General features: G+C 48.7%; 12 protein-coding genes. 2 read left to right on the top strand and 10 right to left on the bottom strand.

Translation table 11 applies throughout. The features are described from left to right. Positions 1 to 23: 23 nt before the first annotated feature. From pstB to F0316_RS17265, 4 genes are all read right to left on the bottom strand, one after another. The gene (pstB, locus tag F0316_RS17280; RefSeq protein WP_000858875.1) at positions 24 to 779 is read right to left on the bottom strand and encodes a phosphate ABC transporter ATP-binding protein PstB; all 756 of its coding nucleotides are present in this window, start codon (positions 777 to 779) and stop codon (positions 24 to 26) included. Between the two features lie 28 nt (positions 780 to 807). Further along, positions 808 to 1,671, bottom strand: coding sequence for a phosphate ABC transporter permease PstA (gene pstA, locus F0316_RS17275; RefSeq protein WP_032472106.1), 864 nt, complete (start codon positions 1,669 to 1,671; stop codon positions 808 to 810). Positions 1,672 to 1,676: 5 nt separating this feature from the next. After that, positions 1,677 to 2,597, bottom strand: a complete 921-nt coding sequence (gene pstC, locus F0316_RS17270) for a phosphate ABC transporter permease subunit PstC (protein WP_000150748.1) — start codon at positions 2,595 to 2,597, stop codon at positions 1,677 to 1,679. A gap of 78 nt (positions 2,598 to 2,675) precedes the next feature. Continuing rightward, positions 2,676 to 3,497 carry a phosphate ABC transporter substrate-binding protein gene (locus F0316_RS17265; protein ID WP_000754393.1) on the bottom strand — a complete coding sequence of 274 codons (822 nt, stop codon included), beginning with the start codon at positions 3,495 to 3,497 and terminating at the stop codon, positions 2,676 to 2,678. A 370-nt stretch (positions 3,498 to 3,867) separates the two neighbouring features. On the opposite strand from F0316_RS17265, the gene F0316_RS17260 reads away from it, so the two are divergent. Beyond that, positions 3,868 to 5,511 (top strand): methyl-accepting chemotaxis protein, encoded by a 1,644-nt coding sequence (locus F0316_RS17260; protein ID WP_001249510.1) that lies wholly within the window; start codon positions 3,868 to 3,870, stop codon positions 5,509 to 5,511. 133 nt (positions 5,512 to 5,644) lie between these two features. Here F0316_RS17260 and F0316_RS17255 read toward each other — a convergent pair whose 3' ends face one another. The 6 genes from F0316_RS17255 to F0316_RS17230 form a co-directional block, all read right to left on the bottom strand. Next, on the bottom strand, positions 5,645 to 6,205 hold the full coding sequence (locus tag F0316_RS17255) for an Lcl C-terminal domain-containing protein (protein WP_000855103.1): 561 nt from the start codon (positions 6,203 to 6,205) through the stop codon (positions 5,645 to 5,647). Then, complete coding sequence (locus tag F0316_RS17250; RefSeq protein ID WP_149560759.1) at positions 6,202 to 7,644, bottom strand: Lcl C-terminal domain-containing protein; 1,443 nt, start codon at positions 7,642 to 7,644, stop codon at positions 6,202 to 6,204. Before F0316_RS17250 ends, F0316_RS17255 begins: the two co-directional genes overlap by 4 nt. Further along, positions 7,641 to 9,947: a proprotein convertase P-domain-containing protein gene (locus F0316_RS17245; RefSeq protein ID WP_149560758.1), complete on the bottom strand. Its 2,307-nt coding sequence runs from the start codon at positions 9,945 to 9,947 to the stop codon at positions 7,641 to 7,643. The genes F0316_RS17250 and F0316_RS17245 overlap by 4 nt, the downstream gene beginning before the upstream one ends. 9 nt (positions 9,948 to 9,956) lie before the next feature. Beyond that, the gene (locus tag F0316_RS17240; RefSeq protein WP_149560757.1) at positions 9,957 to 12,098 is read right to left on the bottom strand and encodes a TonB-dependent hemoglobin/transferrin/lactoferrin family receptor; all 2,142 of its coding nucleotides are present in this window, start codon (positions 12,096 to 12,098) and stop codon (positions 9,957 to 9,959) included. Then, positions 12,098 to 14,095 carry a prolyl oligopeptidase family serine peptidase gene (locus tag F0316_RS17235; protein WP_149560756.1) on the bottom strand — a complete coding sequence of 666 codons (1,998 nt, stop codon included), beginning with the start codon at positions 14,093 to 14,095 and terminating at the stop codon, positions 12,098 to 12,100. The genes F0316_RS17240 and F0316_RS17235 overlap by 1 nt, the downstream gene beginning before the upstream one ends. A 214-nt stretch (positions 14,096 to 14,309) precedes the next feature. Further along, on the bottom strand, positions 14,310 to 15,656 hold the full coding sequence (locus F0316_RS17230; protein ID WP_172527505.1) for a DEAD/DEAH box helicase: 1,347 nt from the start codon (positions 15,654 to 15,656) through the stop codon (positions 14,310 to 14,312). Positions 15,657 to 16,196: 540 nt separating this feature from the next. Here F0316_RS17230 and F0316_RS17225 point away from each other — a divergent pair. After that, positions 16,197 to 16,445: an Lpp/OprI family alanine-zipper lipoprotein gene (locus tag F0316_RS17225; RefSeq protein WP_001038496.1), complete on the top strand. Its 249-nt coding sequence runs from the start codon at positions 16,197 to 16,199 to the stop codon at positions 16,443 to 16,445. Positions 16,446 to 16,481 lie beyond the last annotated feature (36 nt).

Below are 16,481 nucleotides of genomic sequence, written 5' to 3'. Positions count from 1 at the left end.
TAGTTATAATTTGCCAGTATTCATTAACCAAAATCACCATTCACATAACCACGGGTACGATCATCGCGTGGGTTACTGAAAATGACTTGAGTGTCATCGTGTTCAACCAACTCACCCATTAAGAAGAATGCAGTACGGTCTGAAATACGGCGCGCTTGCTGCATTGAGTGAGTCACGATAACGATGGTGTAGTTCTTCTTCAGATCTTCCATCAGCTCTTCAATTTTGTGGGTCGCAATCGGGTCAAGTGCCGAAGTCGGCTCATCCATCAAGATCACATCGGGTTCCATGGCGATGGTGCGCGCGATACAAAGACGCTGCTGCTGGCCACCTGATAAACCAAAGGCATGAGATTTAAGACGATCTTTTACCTCATCCCACAGCGCTGCGCCACGCAGTGAACGTTCAACCACTTCATCAAGATGCTTTTTGTCCTTGATACCTTGCGCACGCAGACCATAGGCCACGTTTTCATAAATACTCATTGGGAATGGGTTGGGTTTTTGGAACACCATACCAACGCGGATACGCAGATCAGACACATCGATATTGCCATACACATCTTGGCCATCCATGGTCAGCTTACCGGTAATTGTGACTCCCTCAATGAGATCATTCATACGATTCAGGCAGCGCAACAGGGTTGATTTACCGCAACCAGAGGGGCCAATCAGTGCTGTCACTTGACGCGTAGGAATCGGCAGATTAATCGATTTCAGGGCTTGGTTCTCACCGTAAAACAGGTCGAGGTTTTCAATGTTGAATTTGGTCGTTTTCATTGTGTTATCTCTAAATTCTGTCAATGACTTAATAGGTCGCAGTATTGAATCGTTTGGCGATGATCTTGGTGATCATGTTGATCAGCAAAACCACAACAATCAGCACAGTGGCGGTGCCATAAGCTTGGTTCCATTCTTCAATGGTGAACAGCTCTGTGGTCAGTTTGTACAAGTGAACGGTCAAGGTGCGTCCAGAATCGAGCAGAGAATCTGGAATACGCGCCACCATACCCGCGGTTAAAAATACTGGGGCAGATTCACCAATGACACGGCCAATACTCAAAATGACAGAAGTTAAAATCCCCGGCATAGCACTAGGCAAAATTAGCCGGCGGATGGTGTAAATTTTTGAAGCACCCACGCCATACGAGCCTTCACGGTAGGTTTGTGGTACCGCCATTAAGGCTTCTTCCGTGGTACGGATAATGACTGGCAGGATCAAGATACTGAGAGTTAATGCACCGGAAAGAATCGAGAAACCTAAGCCCAAAATCGCCACGAAGAAGGTCATACCGAACAGACCAAAAATGATCGAAGGGATCCCCGCCAGTGACTCGGTACAAAAGCGGATGATTTTGACCAAACGGCTGCCGACTTTGGCGTATTCCGTCAAGTAAATCGCTGTCATGATACCGATAGGCGCGGCGACCGCGATCGAAGCGACAACCATATACACGGTCGAGACAATCATCGGGAAAATACCGTGTTCATCGCCCGTGTGGGTGTAATTGTCAGTAATGAATTTCCAGTTAACGTGTTGCAGACCGTTGGACAAGATGTACCAGATGATCCAAAACAAGAAGCCGACGGTCAGCGCCGCAGAAATCCAAATAAACGTGCGCAAGATATTGTCTTTGAGCACACGCGCTTGTTTCAGTTTTACGCGATCCATCGTCATTACCTCGCTTTCTCACGGTTTAAATACAGCAACGCACCGTTCAGCATCATGATGAACACCAGCAGTACCACACCTGTGGCGTAGAGTGCGTTAGCATGAATGCCACTGGCGTAAGACATTTCAATCGCAATGTTGGCTGTCAGGGTACGTGCCGAATCAAGTAGGCCTTCTGGCATCGCAGGAGCATTGCCCATCACCATGATGATCGCCATGGTTTCACCCAGAGCGCGACCAATACCCAAGATAACGCCCGTCATGATCCCGGAGCGCGCAGCGGGAACCAGCAGTTTGAAGATGGTGTAGATGCTTGAAGCACCCAGTGCGAGTGAACCTTCTTTGTAAGCACGCGGTACCGCGCGAATCGAAGTTTCAGAGACCGTAATCACGGTGGGAAGGATCATGACGCCCAACACTATGATACCTGCCAGAATCGTGTTACCCGCAGGTACATCAAAGACATCTTGAATCAGCGGAACGATGATCACCAAGCCAAAGAAGCCATAGACCACAGAAGGAATACCGGCGAGCAATTCAACTGCAGGGCGTATCACATCCGCCACCCGTTTGGGAGCCACTTCAGCGATAAAAATAGCCGTGAGAACACCAACCGGAACACCCACAATCACAGCCCCAAAGGTTGAGACGACAGAAGCGACAATCATGGTCGCGACACCGTATAGGGCAGGTGGTAACCAGTCTTGCCCAAGCACTATGCCAGTGACTCCCGCTTCTTGGAAAGCAGGGATACTTTCACGAACAATGAAGTAAGCAATGATGGCTAGAGATAAAATGCCGATCACGGCACTGGTCATAAACAAACCGTGAAAGATACGTTCTTTCCAGTCAACACGTCGTTGCTCACGCAAACTACGCATAGAGGTATTATCCATAAGCTTGTCACTATTTGTTGCGATGGTCATAAAATCACCTATCGAACTAAGGTCGATGTAAACAAAGTACCCGACCCAATTTGGGTCGGGCAAAGGGAGTAAAGCGTGTTAGTTAACTGTGATGTAGCCTTTATCAGCGACAATCTTTTGTGCGTCAGCTGACAGCATCCAATCTAGGAATTTCTTCGCTTCAGCAGATGGCTTATCTTGTTTGTAGAGCACAAGGAATGGACGAGAAACTTTGTAAGTACCGTTTTTCACGTTATCTACGCTCGCTTCAACACCGTTCACAGCCAGTGCGTGAACTGAAGTATCAACAGTACCGAGTGAAATATAACCAATCGCATAAGGGTTAGAAGCGACCATAGTTTTCAGTGCGCCGTTACCATTCGCGACTTGAGCACGTTGAGAAATAGCAGAGACTTCTTTATCCGCCACTTTCTTTTTCAGTTCCATGATGTCTTCGAATGCACCACGAGTACCCGAAGCGGTGTCACGAGTGATAGCAACGATTGGCTTATCTTCACCACCAACTTGTTTCCAGTTGGTGATTTCGCCTTTGTAGATTTCAGAAACTTGTTCTGCTGTCAGACCTTTCACCGCATTGCTTGGGTGAACCACGACTGCGATACCGTCAAGCGCGATCGCTTCTTCAACCAGAGTCGCTTCTTTTTCAGAATCTTTCAGATTGCGCGATGACATACCGATGTCCGCGCTGCCGTTTTTCGCGGCTTTGATACCCGCAGAAGAGCCTGGGCCTTGTACTTCAATGAAAACTTCAGGATTCATTTTGGCGTAAGTTTCAGAAAACACTTCCATCAGCGGAGTAACACTGCTTGAGCCCACTGCTGAGATTGTCTCTTTCGCCATCACTGGAGTTACTGCAAGTGCGCCCATAAGAGCGATAGCACCGATTACTGTCTTTTTCATCACGAATTTCCTATAAGTGGCTGGGTTGCCGTTGTGTTTCACTTGAACGAGGCTCACTTTAGGCGGTGAATATGACAATTATGTTTCACTTAATTGAACCCTCTATGACACCTTTCGCTTATTGTTCATAAAATCCACAGACATAGCGTTTTCACCCAAGCGGTTATCAAGGTTGCAACAAAAAATTCACCCCAAAAGCTAACTATTTCTTCCATCAGCAACATCAGGATAAAAATGTGACCAGAGTCAATATTTAGTCATCAATCTTGGTTTGCAAGCGATTGCAATCTCATCATTGATGCTTATTATCGGAGGGCATTTATTTTAAATAACGATAATTATTCTTAATAACTTTTAGAAGAGGATCACCATGCGCCAGTTACTCAGCGGCTTGTCTATCAAGCTGCAGGTTGTAGTACCGGTATTTTTCACTCTGTTGTTACTGATCATTGGCATTACCTTCAGTACCTCCAGCTTAAAAACCGCCTTCCACCAAGTTACCGTCTCTACTGAACAACTCATCACCGATAAAGATAATCTCACCACTCTGATTGATAACACGTATGCGATGCGCATCAGCGCCATTTATAGTCTGTTCCGTCCCGCTGAAGTGACCGCCCTTCCTAACGTTCTTAAAGAAAAACAAACCGAAAACTTGGCGCTCTTACGCAGCCTTGCGGATAATCCCGAACTGAAAAATGAAGTCGCAGGGCTTACACAAGCTATGCAGCGTTATGTGGATTACTCGATTCAAACCATGATCCCATTACTGAACATCGAACACAGTGACCAAGAGAAAGACGAGCGATTTACCGCCCAGTATGAACAGGCCACCGCAGAATATCGCAAGGTGGGCAATGAGATGATTAAAGCCATCGATGTGCTATCCAATCGCTTAAACCAAGTGGCTATGACGACCATTGATGAGAGTGAGCATGAGCACGATGCGGTCATGTCTCAATCCACGTTTGCTTTAATCGGTATTTTACTGGTCGCTGCGCTAAGCAGTTGGCTACTGGCGGGCATCATTGTCACCCCAATTCGTCAGTTGCAACAAACGGTACGTGAAATCGCAAAAGGTAATTTACTGGTTAAAGCCCAAGAAGAGGGCAATAACGAAATCACCCTTCTAGCCCGTGATGTCAACGCCACGGTGACTCAACTGCGCCAAACGGTAGAGAGCTTAGTGCGCATCAGTACCGATGTCGCTTCTGCCTCGACCGAATTAGCGACGGTGATGACTCAAGCCAGTGTCAACTCCGATCAAGAGAAACAGGAAGTTGAACAAGTGGCTTCAGCCGTCAACCAGCTGCAAAGCACCGCACAAAGTGTGACTGATCATGCACACAGTGCGGATGGCGCAGCACAACAAGCCAACCAACTGGCATCTCAAAGCTTACGGATGTTTGAAGAGAGCCACCGCGCAACCGCGAAAATGGCTGACCAACTCACAGAAGCCGCACAAGTGGTCAATCAACTGAAGGAGCAATCTGAACGCATTGGTAATGTGACGGAAGTGATCCGTAGTATTTCTGAGCAGACTAACCTTCTGGCACTCAATGCCGCGATTGAAGCGGCTCGCGCGGGAGAAAGCGGACGCGGATTTGCTGTAGTAGCCGATGAAGTGCGTATGTTAGCCGCGCGCACACAGACCTCGACTCAAGAGATCCAAGCCATTATTGAAGAGCTGCAAAACCAATCCAATACCGCTAACAGCAGTATGCATTCAAGCTTAAGCCTGCTTGAGCAAAACCAATCTTTAGCAGCCAAAGTCAGTGCATCTCTCACTGAAATCAATCATTCGATCAGTGCCTTGGGTCAGATCAACGCGCAAGTGGCAACCGCTTCCGAAGAACAAAGCCAAGTGACCAAAGACATCAACCGCAACCTCAGCAATATTTATGAACTGGTTAGCCAAAATGTGACTGGCATTACTCAATCAGCAGCAGCAAGCCATGAGCTGTCCGACCTTGCCGAGCAGCAACACCAGCAGCTCCAGTATTTCCGAGTGTAAACGAGTCGACGTTCTTGATGATATAAAAAAGGTCTGGATAAACCAGACCTTTGTCTTTTTCGTGCCACTTATTTTTAGAGCTAACACCACTGCCCTTCAAGCAAGATGGGGACAGCAGAAATAAGCATGCCTATTACTCATCCGCCACAAGGAGCAACCCCATCTCATGAGCGTGAATCGAGTACGCATAAATCTCGCCGTTAATGGCATCCCACGTCCAAGCTTCTTCACGCTCAATACGCGTGGTATTACTCCATAAATAAGCGGCATAGTTGCCCACCTCGGTCACTAAGCCAGAGGCAAACGCCGTCTCATTCGCCGCTGGCGCAAAGCAGGCTTGTTCGGTCAAACTGCTTAGCTCTTTGATGTTTGGCATGCGCCACTGTTTAACACCCGCAAACTGGTGTAAACGGTGACGGCTACCCGGGTGATTGATCGCTTGCACTTCTTGGAGTGCCGCTTGCCAGCGCAGAGGTTGCGCCTGTCCTGTACAACGTCCTTGCTCAGCATTCCAATCCTTACCAAAGGTGCAGCGCATCCACGTTAACCCTGTGTGCAGATCTTTTACTGTTCCTTGGGTGCTGTAAACATAACGTAAGTTGGGTGCGGTACGCACAATATCACTCGCACACTCTTGCGCCATTACCGGTAAGCTCAACGCCAGCAGAGTGGCCATAGTCGAGAGGGTTTTCATTCTTGATTCTCCACTGGGTTGGCAACCATACGCACTGGAAGCAGCAAGGAGCTACCCGAATCCGCTTCTTTATTCTGGTCATAGATTTCGATCACGCTGACTTCACCCTTCGCTAAGCCTAAGTGACTAATAAATCTGTAGGAGTGGGAGCCATTAGCCATTAATAACGAATAATTCATATAACTCACGGCAGAAGTCCAAGTATGGCCAGAGTAATCTTCGTTCTGGCTCTGCTGCGGAAAATAGCTCACGCTCAATGCCTGCGCCTCTTCGCCCGTCTCGCCAAAATCAAACAGGTTGAACAACTCTAGGCTGGTTGGTAATCGCCAATGACGGATCCCACAACGCGCCGTTTGGTTTAGATGTGTAATGTATTGCGCCGTCGTACAGACTTCATCACCCGCACTATGGCAGGTGGCTTCTTCCACATCCTCAGCATAAGGACTAAAACGCCCAGGGATCTCAAGGGCAAACAGGCGTTCTTTGTGATTAAGCGAGGTCGTATCTGCACTTTTCACTTCCCACACCAATCCGGTTACTTCATCGCGTACACAAGACCATTCACTTGCGCTATCGCTCAGTGGTTTGCCCGCTGCATCGAGTTTGCGCATCGTGAAGGCTGACTTGCCCGATAGAGCATCACGACCATACTCGGCATCCTGCTCTGGATAATCACTGTTGGGGATATAACCGACAACACCCCCTTCTTCATAAAAAGTGACCAGCCCAGTATCGTTTAGCGGCACTTGGCGAGGAACGCGTTTCGCCAACTGTGTCACGTACTCCGTAAGCTGCGCCTCACTCAAAGCGTTGTGGACTATGCCAGGATGTTCATCGCCAAAGGTTTGTGCCAAGGCGGCTAGCACTTGCGTGCGCTTTTCTGTGGCGATGAGTGGCAAAATCTCCAGCATATTGGCTTCAAGCTGGGCTAATGAATTTTGCGTAAACAGCGTCTGCAGATCCCGGGGAGCGGAGATGCCACGCTGTTCGAGCTGGGCGAGAAAGAGTTTAATTGCGTCGGCTTCGGTGTAACCAGCCACCATTAACGCCGCAAACAGGGTGCTCACACCGTTGATGAGTCGATCCCCCGCTCGGTTTAACCCCGGAGCGGCAAGCACAATATTGGCTGAATCATTGTCTGCCGAGCGCGCAGCACTGGCACGGCTCACTTCAGCCAAAATAGGCAATGAATAGAGTGATTTATCCAAGCTTCTTAGCGTAAAACGACCATTGCTGTCCGCTTGGGTGGTAAATTCGCCGCTATCACAAGTGAAGTTTTGGTTACGGTCTAAGCAGATTTTGCTGTTCAGTGCGACGTTTTGCGCGCTCAACGAGCCCGATAAAACGTATTCAGGCAGACCCGTCTCCAGCGCAGCATCTTCACCGCCACAACCAGCCATCAGTAGCGCCATACTGATCAAAGAGTAGTGAAATTTCATGATTGAGTCCCCTTGTTAGCCCAACGACGACGAGAGAAAGCGCTCAGTAGAAGCAGCAAGCCTAAAGTGAGAGAACCACTGCCCGCCGCGACGTCTTCTTCACTATTGGTCGTGCTTGTTTGATCTTTGACTTCTTTATCACAGGTGTAGTGGGTCACTTCACCGACTCCCCATAAATGTAAATTACCCACATTGCCCACGACATTATCGAGGATCTCCAAGCGCCAATTGCCATCTAACCGTTCACCGCGTAGCACTTGCAGCGCCTTTTGATGCGCTAATACCCAATAGTCATCCAGCTGCGCAACCGGCGTGGTTTGGTTATTGAGGATCTCAACTCGGGTACCTTGTGGGGAAATCAAGGTGATACGCAAATCCTGCATATTGCTGTGGCTAAGTTTCACGCGCAGCGCAAAATCATCGCCCACGGTGCGTGCGGCGCCTTCCACAAAGAAGTTGTAGCTTTTAAAACCTGAAGCGAGTTTGCCATCACTGCTCAACTGCGCATCACGCAAGGTTGAGTTCAAGGTCGTAAAGGTTTGTGCCATCTTAGGAAGACCAAACACGACAGGTAACTCCGCCAGCCACGTTTGCTGGTCTAAGAAGTGGGCATACTGGTAGTTAAAATCGACCTTAACCGAGGTCGCGACACCACATTGGTAATCGGTTGGTGCAGGCAATCGCCACACCACATTAGCCAGATTGTCTTGGCTAAAAGTATGAGTTTGCCCAGCCATCACCACCGTGGCTTGCGTCGTTGCCGAGCGCTCTGTCGCATTGACGTAAAGGTTTTGAGTTGCGAGCGGGTCAAGGTACTTTTTAGCAAATGCCGCTTGGAACGGTGCTTGCAGTAAACCGTGATGCTGCAAATTGCGCTGTAAGATCTGCTTATAGTCTTTATCTGGATACAGAGCGTTGGCCACATACAGCATGTTTTGTGCAAGGTCGTGCATCAATACCCCACGCCCTACGCCAAACATGGACTCCAACACTACAGTGTTGAACTCATCAAAGGCGCTGACCCCATATTGCTCAACCGCCTGCTTCAAGCTTTGAAACAAAGGGGTCGACCAGAGTTCATCACCTAAATGACCCGCTTCACGCTCATGGGCACGATAATCACCTGCAGAGTAATAACGCGCCGCGAGGTTAGCCAAACTGCGAGTGGAAATTGTGGTTCCAAAATAACCATCCCAGTTGAATAGGGTATCAATTTCAAACGCTTTGCCTTGTTCATACTGGTTACGGAAGCTGTGCGCTCCCGCCCAATAGTCGCCAAACCCTTCGCCTAACGCGCCAGTATGGCCGTAAGCCCAGTCCGGAACCATGTGGTAGTGAATAGCATGACCAAGTTCATGCCAGATGATATCGGCATCCAGCGCATCGTGAGAAACGCCTTCGCCAAATAAAATGACATTAGGGCCCACATAGTATGAGGAGTTATCGGTTGAGAGCGCGGCGGCATCAAACAGTACCGGTTCGATGCCTGAGCCATCGGCTTTATTGAACAGGTCATAACCGAGCGAATTCAAATAGCGTAGCGAATTATCCAGATGCGCAAACGCCATGATCTGTTTAAAACCGTTATCTTCCATTTTTACGGCTTGTAACTCGGCGATCGAACTCCAGCTCATGATGACGCTATCAGCAGGTGCAAGGGCAACACCACTCTTAACATAGGTACTGCTATTTGCTTCTTTTTCTAAGATGGCTTGTGCATCCACCATCTGTACTCTTGTATTAGCAAGATAGTATTTCCCACCCGATGCCAGCAATTCCACATTTGCTTTAACATATTGTGGTGAGTTTGGATAGTGATCCATCGACGTCCAAGGCGTCGCAGGGGCCGCCAAGCCATCCATGGTGCGCAAGTCAGGGTCAAAAATCGAAACGTCAACGTTAATCGGGCTCCCCGTCGTTAATTCAGGCGGTTGAAGAGCGGTTAAACGCTGTGGGGCAACCAATTCAGCGGCGACACTCGGCACGCCGTTAACCAGCACGGTATCATTGAGGCTTTTAAACACTCGAGTGACATTGCCCTGCTTATCGGTAGAGATAACCACCGTTTTTTGTGCCTGCACTTCCCCATTTTGGGTCAAGTCAAAATTGTAATGGGTACCAAGCAGGCTGGTTTTGCGATAACGCAGTGCTGGCTGGCCCACTTGTGGATAGTACTTTTCGACAAACGCCAGAGCCTGCGCCTCATTCAGCACTTTATCGCTGGTGGCAGGATAATCCCATTGCGCCGCTGAGGCTAAGGGGGCCAATAGACTGGCTATGATTAAGGTCAACGTTGATTTCATCTTAAATTCCTAGAACACATACTTAGCGTGCACGGTGAAATAGCGTCCCGGCTCCGTGGAATAGAGGGTGTCACTTGGCGTCACACCAGCGACATCTTGATAGCGCGTGTATTCTCGATCGAGCAGGTTAACCACGTTGAAACTGGCACTCAGTTGTGCATTCCATTGGTAGTTAAGACCAAGGTCCCAACTCACCCAACCTGTGGTCGTGGCACATTCAGTTTCTTTGCCTTGCTCTGTGGTGCAATTCGGCACCCGGCTCATGGCACTCGCCCAGTTCAGGCGGCTGTAAGCGTCCCATCGCTCTCGTTGGTAGTTGAGCTGCACACTCCCTTCTAGTGGGGTTAAGGTGCGCACGTATTGGTTTTCACCATCTTTACCATCGACGTATCCGAGTTTATTTTCGACACTCCAACGATCATCTAGACGATGCATCACCGACATTTCAGCACCGTAGGTTTTGACGCCCGCGATATTTTGGTATTGCTGAATCACCGACCCTGTGGCGTTGTCATAACCGACTTGTTTGACATCAATAAAGTTATCGAAGATGGAATAAAACACGGCCACATAAAGTTGCGTCTGACCATTGTCGTATTTGCTGCCTAACTCGAAACTGTCGCTGGTTTCAGCGCGTAACTTATTGTTGGGCTTGATGATAAATGGCGTTAGCGGGACGAAACTGTGATCGCTTGCGCCATACGCTTTGTCATAACTTGGCGCACGGAAGCCATGGTTGTAGCTCAGGTAAGTATTCCATTCTGGATGCCATTGATAAGAGATTGAGGCACTGGGTGACCACTCACTGCTCCCCATGGTCACCACTTTGTAGCCATGAATACGATCGGTATTTTTAGGGCTCAATTTTTGCGCATCAAAACGCAAACCCGCAGCCAGCGTCCAATCGCCTAAGAGGAGATTGTCTTGTCCGTAGACGCCAAAACGGTACTCACGCGCAGGAGCAAACGGCTCATCGGCTTGTAAATCGTCACCTGAAGATTCCATCCGTCGAATCGATTTCGGTCGCTGGTAATCATGACCATCAACGCTCATACCGTAAGCAAACTGATGCAGCCACTCACCTTGTTGCCACTCTTTTTGCGCATTGAGCGTGGCTCCTAACGCCTCATCATTGAACCCTTCATCACGCAGTTCACGGCGATAGGAGAGGATGCCAGCGCCAGACCGATCATTCGCCATCAAACGGTTCGTCAGTGTGATGTTTTCTGTACTGCGCCAGTAGAGTTTGCCTTCCAGCGTATCCATCCAACTTAGATTAGCCGTGTAATCAGCACCAACGCTGGCCAGACGCGTTTGGCTGCGTTGATACTCGTAAAAGCTGACCAGATCCCACTTGTCATCTTTTTGGATAGAAGAGGTGCCTTCGCGACGCTTGGCATAATCATCAAAATACTCTAAGTGCGTTTTTAAACGCAGCGCATCGTTTAACCAATAATGATGGGTGAACCCAAGGTTGTAACCATCCACTTCGCGGTTATAAAGATCTTGATTAAAGTTACGTGTCTCTTCACCTTGCCAGTAGTCGATCGTGAGCAGCGCCTCGCCATCACCGTGACGCATGGCTAACGCGTGGTTACCTTGGTAGCGGTTGCTGATGCCTGAGTAGGTCAATGCGGCATCCACGTAATAATCACGGTGGTACAGATAATCTTCCGGCGCTTTACTTTCGATGATCACGACGCCACCAATCGCACCAGAACCGTATAGGGTTGAACTCGCGCCCTTCACCACTTGGATCTGTTTCACATTGCTCAGGCTAAATGTGTTACGGCCATACTTGTCGTTAATATCTGCAGCGCCATAACCATCCGCACTTTGAATACCATCACGAACAATCGCTATCCGGTTGCCGGTCATGCCACGAATCGTAATATTTTGTGGGCGTCCCGCTCCGCCAGTCACGCTGACACCCGGTTCTTGATTCAATGCATCGTACAACTCGGTCTTGCCTTGCTTTTCAAAGGTTTCCCCTTCAAGCACTGCCACTGAGCCCGCCACTTCTGACAAAGGCTGCTCAATGCGATTGGCCGTCACCACCACTTCTTCGTAGTGGCTAGGCTCAGTTTCGGCATGAGCGAACCCGGCCGCGAGTACGCTAAGTACCGCAGCTGATACTGGAGAAAGCTTCATTACTGCCCCGCTTTTCTGGTTTTATCTAAGGTGAGAAAGAACGCATATTCACGCGCCTGCTTTTCAAGCGCTTGACGCCGATCACTGGAGTGACCCGCCTGAAAATCGGTTGATAAAAGGTAAGGACCAGCCCCTTGTGAGACGTCACTCAAACGTGCCAAATAGCGAGCCCCTTCCCAATAGGGCACTCGATTGTCCCACCAACCGACATTAACCAACGTCGGAGGGTAAGGAGCAGCACGTAGATTGCTGAGTGGATCATAAGCTTGTATCACTTGACGCTGCTCTGGCTGTTGAGGATTACCCCATTCTTGATACTGCTGCGCCGTCAAGGCTTGACTGGTATCACTCATACTGGCTAACACATCGACAAACGGCACTTGCAGCACCGCTCCAGCAAATAGGTTGGGCTGCTGATTGAGCGCCGCAGCAACCAAGGTGCCGCCGGCACTTCCGCCGATCGTATAAATGGCGCGCTCACCTTGCTGAAAATGGGTGAGATATCGAGCGGCTGCGAGGAAATCATCAATGCCGTTTTGTTTATTGAGTCCAGCGCCAGCTTGATGCCAAGCCTCGCCAAGGTATCCACCACCACGAACATGAGCGATCGCGTAAATCATGCCTCGATCAAGCAAGCTGACTATTTGTGGCATGAAATAGGGCTTCATCGTCACGCCATAAGCGCCATAGCCATACAGCACCACACTGCTGTTGGGAGTCAGCTTGTCAGAGCGGTAAGCCAGTGTCACCGGAACTTGGATGGCACCTTGCGTCACCCATACCGTTTGGGTTTGATACTGTTTCGGGTCAAAGTCTGCGTAGTGATCTTGGCTTAACTGTTGCCATTGTAACTGCGCCACATCCAACTCATGCCAGCTAGCAGGCTCCGTCATTGACATGGTACGTACACGCAGCCGATTACTGACAGCATCACCATTGCGAGAGATCCACGCCACTTGACCTAAATCGCGCAGTTCAAAGTGAGTACGCACTTCGCCTTGGCTATCGAGAACCCAAACTTTCGGTGCCAGAGTTTGGTTCTCCACCAACACAATCCCAGCATCAAACAGATAAAAGTTGCTCAGTGAGCCGATTTCTTTATGTGTAGTGACGCTTTGCCAGTCCTGTTTAGTGTGTAACGGCTGACGATAGAGACGAAATGCCCCCTGATGGTTACTATTGATGTAAAGGGTCTCACCCAGCACATCGGCATAATATTCCAGCCCCGGCTCAGTCGTGCGTAGCCATGGCATCAGCTCACCGGTTTGGGTATCCAGCAAGCGCTGCTGAGTCGAGTTTTCATTATTTTGCTGTACCACGATATAGCGTGGATTGCTTGCAGAATAGAGCGAGAACAGCCACTCTGCCGAGCGCCACTCTGCAAGCCTCGTTGATTGACCCGTTTCTAGCTCAAAACGCTGCAGCTGGGTAGACCCATTGAGATCAGATAAGTAGTAGAGGCTTTTGCCATCGGCCGCCCAAGCAAAGTAAGTGCTCGCTGTTTCTGAAACGATCTGCTCGGTGCGATCGGCTAAACGCACGATCGTCAGCTTAAACTGCTCGTCACCCCGCGTATCTTCTGCCAACGCTACCGATTGGACTGAGCGATCAAGTGACCAAGAAGCCAATTGGTAATAATCAAACGGCTCTGTACGCGCGCTAAGATTCAGCAGAGGCTCAATTTGGCCTTGTGCACCTATCTTGACGATGTGCCGATGACCATTCCATTGGATGTCGTTGTACTGCTGGTTTGCGTAGATAAGCGCAGGCGGAGGCGCTTTATGCTGTGAAGTTTGTTGCCATTCATTGACCAACTCTTGCACCAGTGGCTTTGCAGGTGCAAACCAATGATCGGTTTTTCGGTTATGCTCAGCCAAAAACTGCTTCACCGCAGGTTCCGAACGCGAGTCATCGCGTAACCATTGATAATCCGTCTCTGCGTAAGTATAAAAAACCGACAGAGATGTCGTTAACAGCAATACATTGAGCAGTTTCATCGAAAATGTGACAACTATAACAAATAAAAATCGGTCGCCACTCTAACACAAACGCAAACAAGATCAATTATCATTTGTATTACTAATGGAGTAAATATTCTATTTCTTGAAGTACGCCACGAAACCCCATTTATTGGGCATAAAAAAACCGCCCTTCACAGACGGTTTCTTGATTGAAAATCAGGCAGTTGCACGCTAAGTTGTACAGCATGGCTTAGTCGATGTCGTCTTCCAGATCCACTTCTGGCTTAGGCGCGACTTTCTTTTTCGGGATAAAGACCGAGTCACCCACCGCCACATTTTGGTAGAAGCTCTTGTCACGCGGCGCCGCTTTTTTCGCTTTGCTTGGCGTTTTCGCTTTGTTGACCCGCTGACTTGGCGCGGCTTTAGGCTTCGCTTGACGGGGTTTCAACCCTTTAAACTTACCTTCTAAACCAGCTAAAACCTCGAATTGGATCTCTTGCTGTAAAAAAGCTTCCACTCGCTTAAAACTCTCCCAGTCCTTTGGCCCAACAAGAGACATGGCATCCCCTTTATTTCCGGCACGACCAGTACGGCCAACACGGTGAACATACTCTTCGGTATGCTTTGGCATATCAAAGTTGATCACGTGAGTCACCGCGGGAATATCAAGGCCACGTGAAGCAACATCCGTCGTCACGAGAATCTTAAATACCGCACGCTCAAATTGCCCCATGATGGTGTTACGCTGCGTTTGATTGAGGTTACCACTGAGCGCAACTGCTTTGAGGTTGCTTTGATTGAGCTTCTCAGTCAGGCGATCGGTATCGGCACGCGTTGCTGTAAAAATGATCACTTGACGGTACTCAGCATCGGCCAAAATACGATCGAGCAGCGCTTCCTTGTGATCTAGATGGTCACACAAATAGAAATGCTGAGTAATGTCTTTGTGCTCTTCGCTACCCACCCCGATCGCGATACGTTTCGGTTCATTAAGCAGCTCCATCGCCATATCATTCACATCAGCATGATCTAATGTGGCAGAGAACATCAAGGTTTGGCGACGACGGTGCTTTGCCGCGTTATGGATACGGCGCAGCTCTTTGGCAAAGCCTAAATCCAACATACGATCCGCTTCATCCAGCACTAGCGTTTCTAGGCCTTCCAAAAAGAGTGAACGGTGGTCAAGATGATCGGCTAAACGTCCGGGTGTCGCGACAATAAAGCGAGGTCCACGCGCTAACGCTTTCACTTGGTCATTAAAGTTTTCACCACCCGTGATCAAGGTTGCCGTATAACTTAAACCACCCAACATGGAGCGCAGCTCACCATACACCTGCTTTGCCAACTCACGGGTTGGAACCAAAATCAAGCCACGTGGATCTTTAGCTGAAAAGGCTTTGGTTTTTAAAGATTTATGCAGCATAGGCAGCACGAAGGCCAACGTTTTGCCCGAACCTGTCTTAGATGAGGCCAACAAATCACGTCCCGCAATAGTGAGCGGTATCGCCTGTTGTTGGATCTCAGTCGCTTGTTTGAAATTGTAATGCGCTAGATTTTTCAATAAGCGATTATCTAAGCCTAAATCTTTGAATTGCAAAGTACTCTCCATCTTTGGTTGTGCTTAAAACTGTAAAGCAGATCACGAAAAAGGCCATTATGATAGCGCAAATCGACGCACCATAGATAGCTGACCGACAAAATAATCCCCAAATCCATAAGGCAAGTATGGGTATACCCAAACTACTTGGCGTTGCAGGTAGGTAACAAGTGAGTGACAAATTTGTCTGGAACAAACTTGCACATCCATCGGCTGGCCTTTGCTGAGAGCCAAGGATGGCCTCATCATCCCCCATGAGCATAGACAAACTCTGTGATTGGAGCGAACGAACTTAGTCAATATCGTTGCGACTTCAAGTAGAAAGGGGATATCGGTTTATCGAATAGAAAACGCATTATTCATAATCTAATAATTAAGATGTCGGACAATTAATTGATTCGTTGTCAAAATCTTGGATTTTTTTAGCTTTTGAGGGCTAGTTTTGCGCGAAATTGCGACTACAATAATTCCGTCCATATTTTAATTTTCGATAAGTATAGGACGTCAATAACACCGACTTACCAAGTTAAGGAGTTCTCTATGAACAAGATGTTAATCGCAGCAGCAGCGTCTTCCGTACTTCTACTAGCGGGTTGCGCCTCTGGTCCTGATGAAGCTACCACTGCAAAAATGAACGAAATCAGCACTCAGGTCAGCGAACTGAATTCGCAAGTTGCTGCACTGGCATCAAAAGTGGATCAAGCTGCTGAAGCAGCGAAAGCCGCTCAAGAAGAAGCTGCACGCGCTAACGAACGTATCGACAATATTGCTCAGTCTTACACTAAGTAATCTTTGAGTGATATAAATTGAAAGAGCCAGCATTTG

It is taken from the genome of Vibrio cholerae (assembly GCF_008369605.1).
In the GTDB taxonomy this organism is placed as follows: domain Bacteria; phylum Pseudomonadota; class Gammaproteobacteria; order Enterobacterales; family Vibrionaceae; genus Vibrio; species Vibrio cholerae.
This window is presented reverse-complemented; position numbering and strand designations above follow the sequence as displayed.

Coding starts and splice junctions, on each gene's coding strand:
- F0316_RS17250 (WP_149560759.1), bottom strand. CDS start 7,644: ATGAAATTTCACTACTCTTTGATCAGTATGGCGCTACTGATGGCTGGT.
- F0316_RS17235 (WP_149560756.1), bottom strand. CDS start 14,095: ATGAAACTGCTCAATGTATTGCTGTTAACGACATCTCTGTCGGTTTTT.
- F0316_RS17260 (WP_001249510.1), top strand. CDS start 3,868: ATGCGCCAGTTACTCAGCGGCTTGTCTATCAAGCTGCAGGTTGTAGTA.
- F0316_RS17265 (WP_000754393.1), bottom strand. CDS start 3,497: ATGAAAAAGACAGTAATCGGTGCTATCGCTCTTATGGGCGCACTTGCA.
- pstB (WP_000858875.1), bottom strand. CDS start 779: ATGAAAACGACCAAATTCAACATTGAAAACCTCGACCTGTTTTACGGT.
- F0316_RS17225 (WP_001038496.1), top strand. CDS start 16,197: ATGAACAAGATGTTAATCGCAGCAGCAGCGTCTTCCGTACTTCTACTA.
- pstC (WP_000150748.1), bottom strand. CDS start 2,597: ATGACCATCGCAACAAATAGTGACAAGCTTATGGATAATACCTCTATG.
- F0316_RS17245 (WP_149560758.1), bottom strand. CDS start 9,947: ATGAAATCAACGTTGACCTTAATCATAGCCAGTCTATTGGCCCCCTTA.
- F0316_RS17255 (WP_000855103.1), bottom strand. CDS start 6,205: ATGAAAACCCTCTCGACTATGGCCACTCTGCTGGCGTTGAGCTTACCG.
- pstA (WP_032472106.1), bottom strand. CDS start 1,671: ATGGATCGCGTAAAACTGAAACAAGCGCGTGTGCTCAAAGACAATATC.
- F0316_RS17240 (WP_149560757.1), bottom strand. CDS start 12,098: ATGAAGCTTTCTCCAGTATCAGCTGCGGTACTTAGCGTACTCGCGGCC.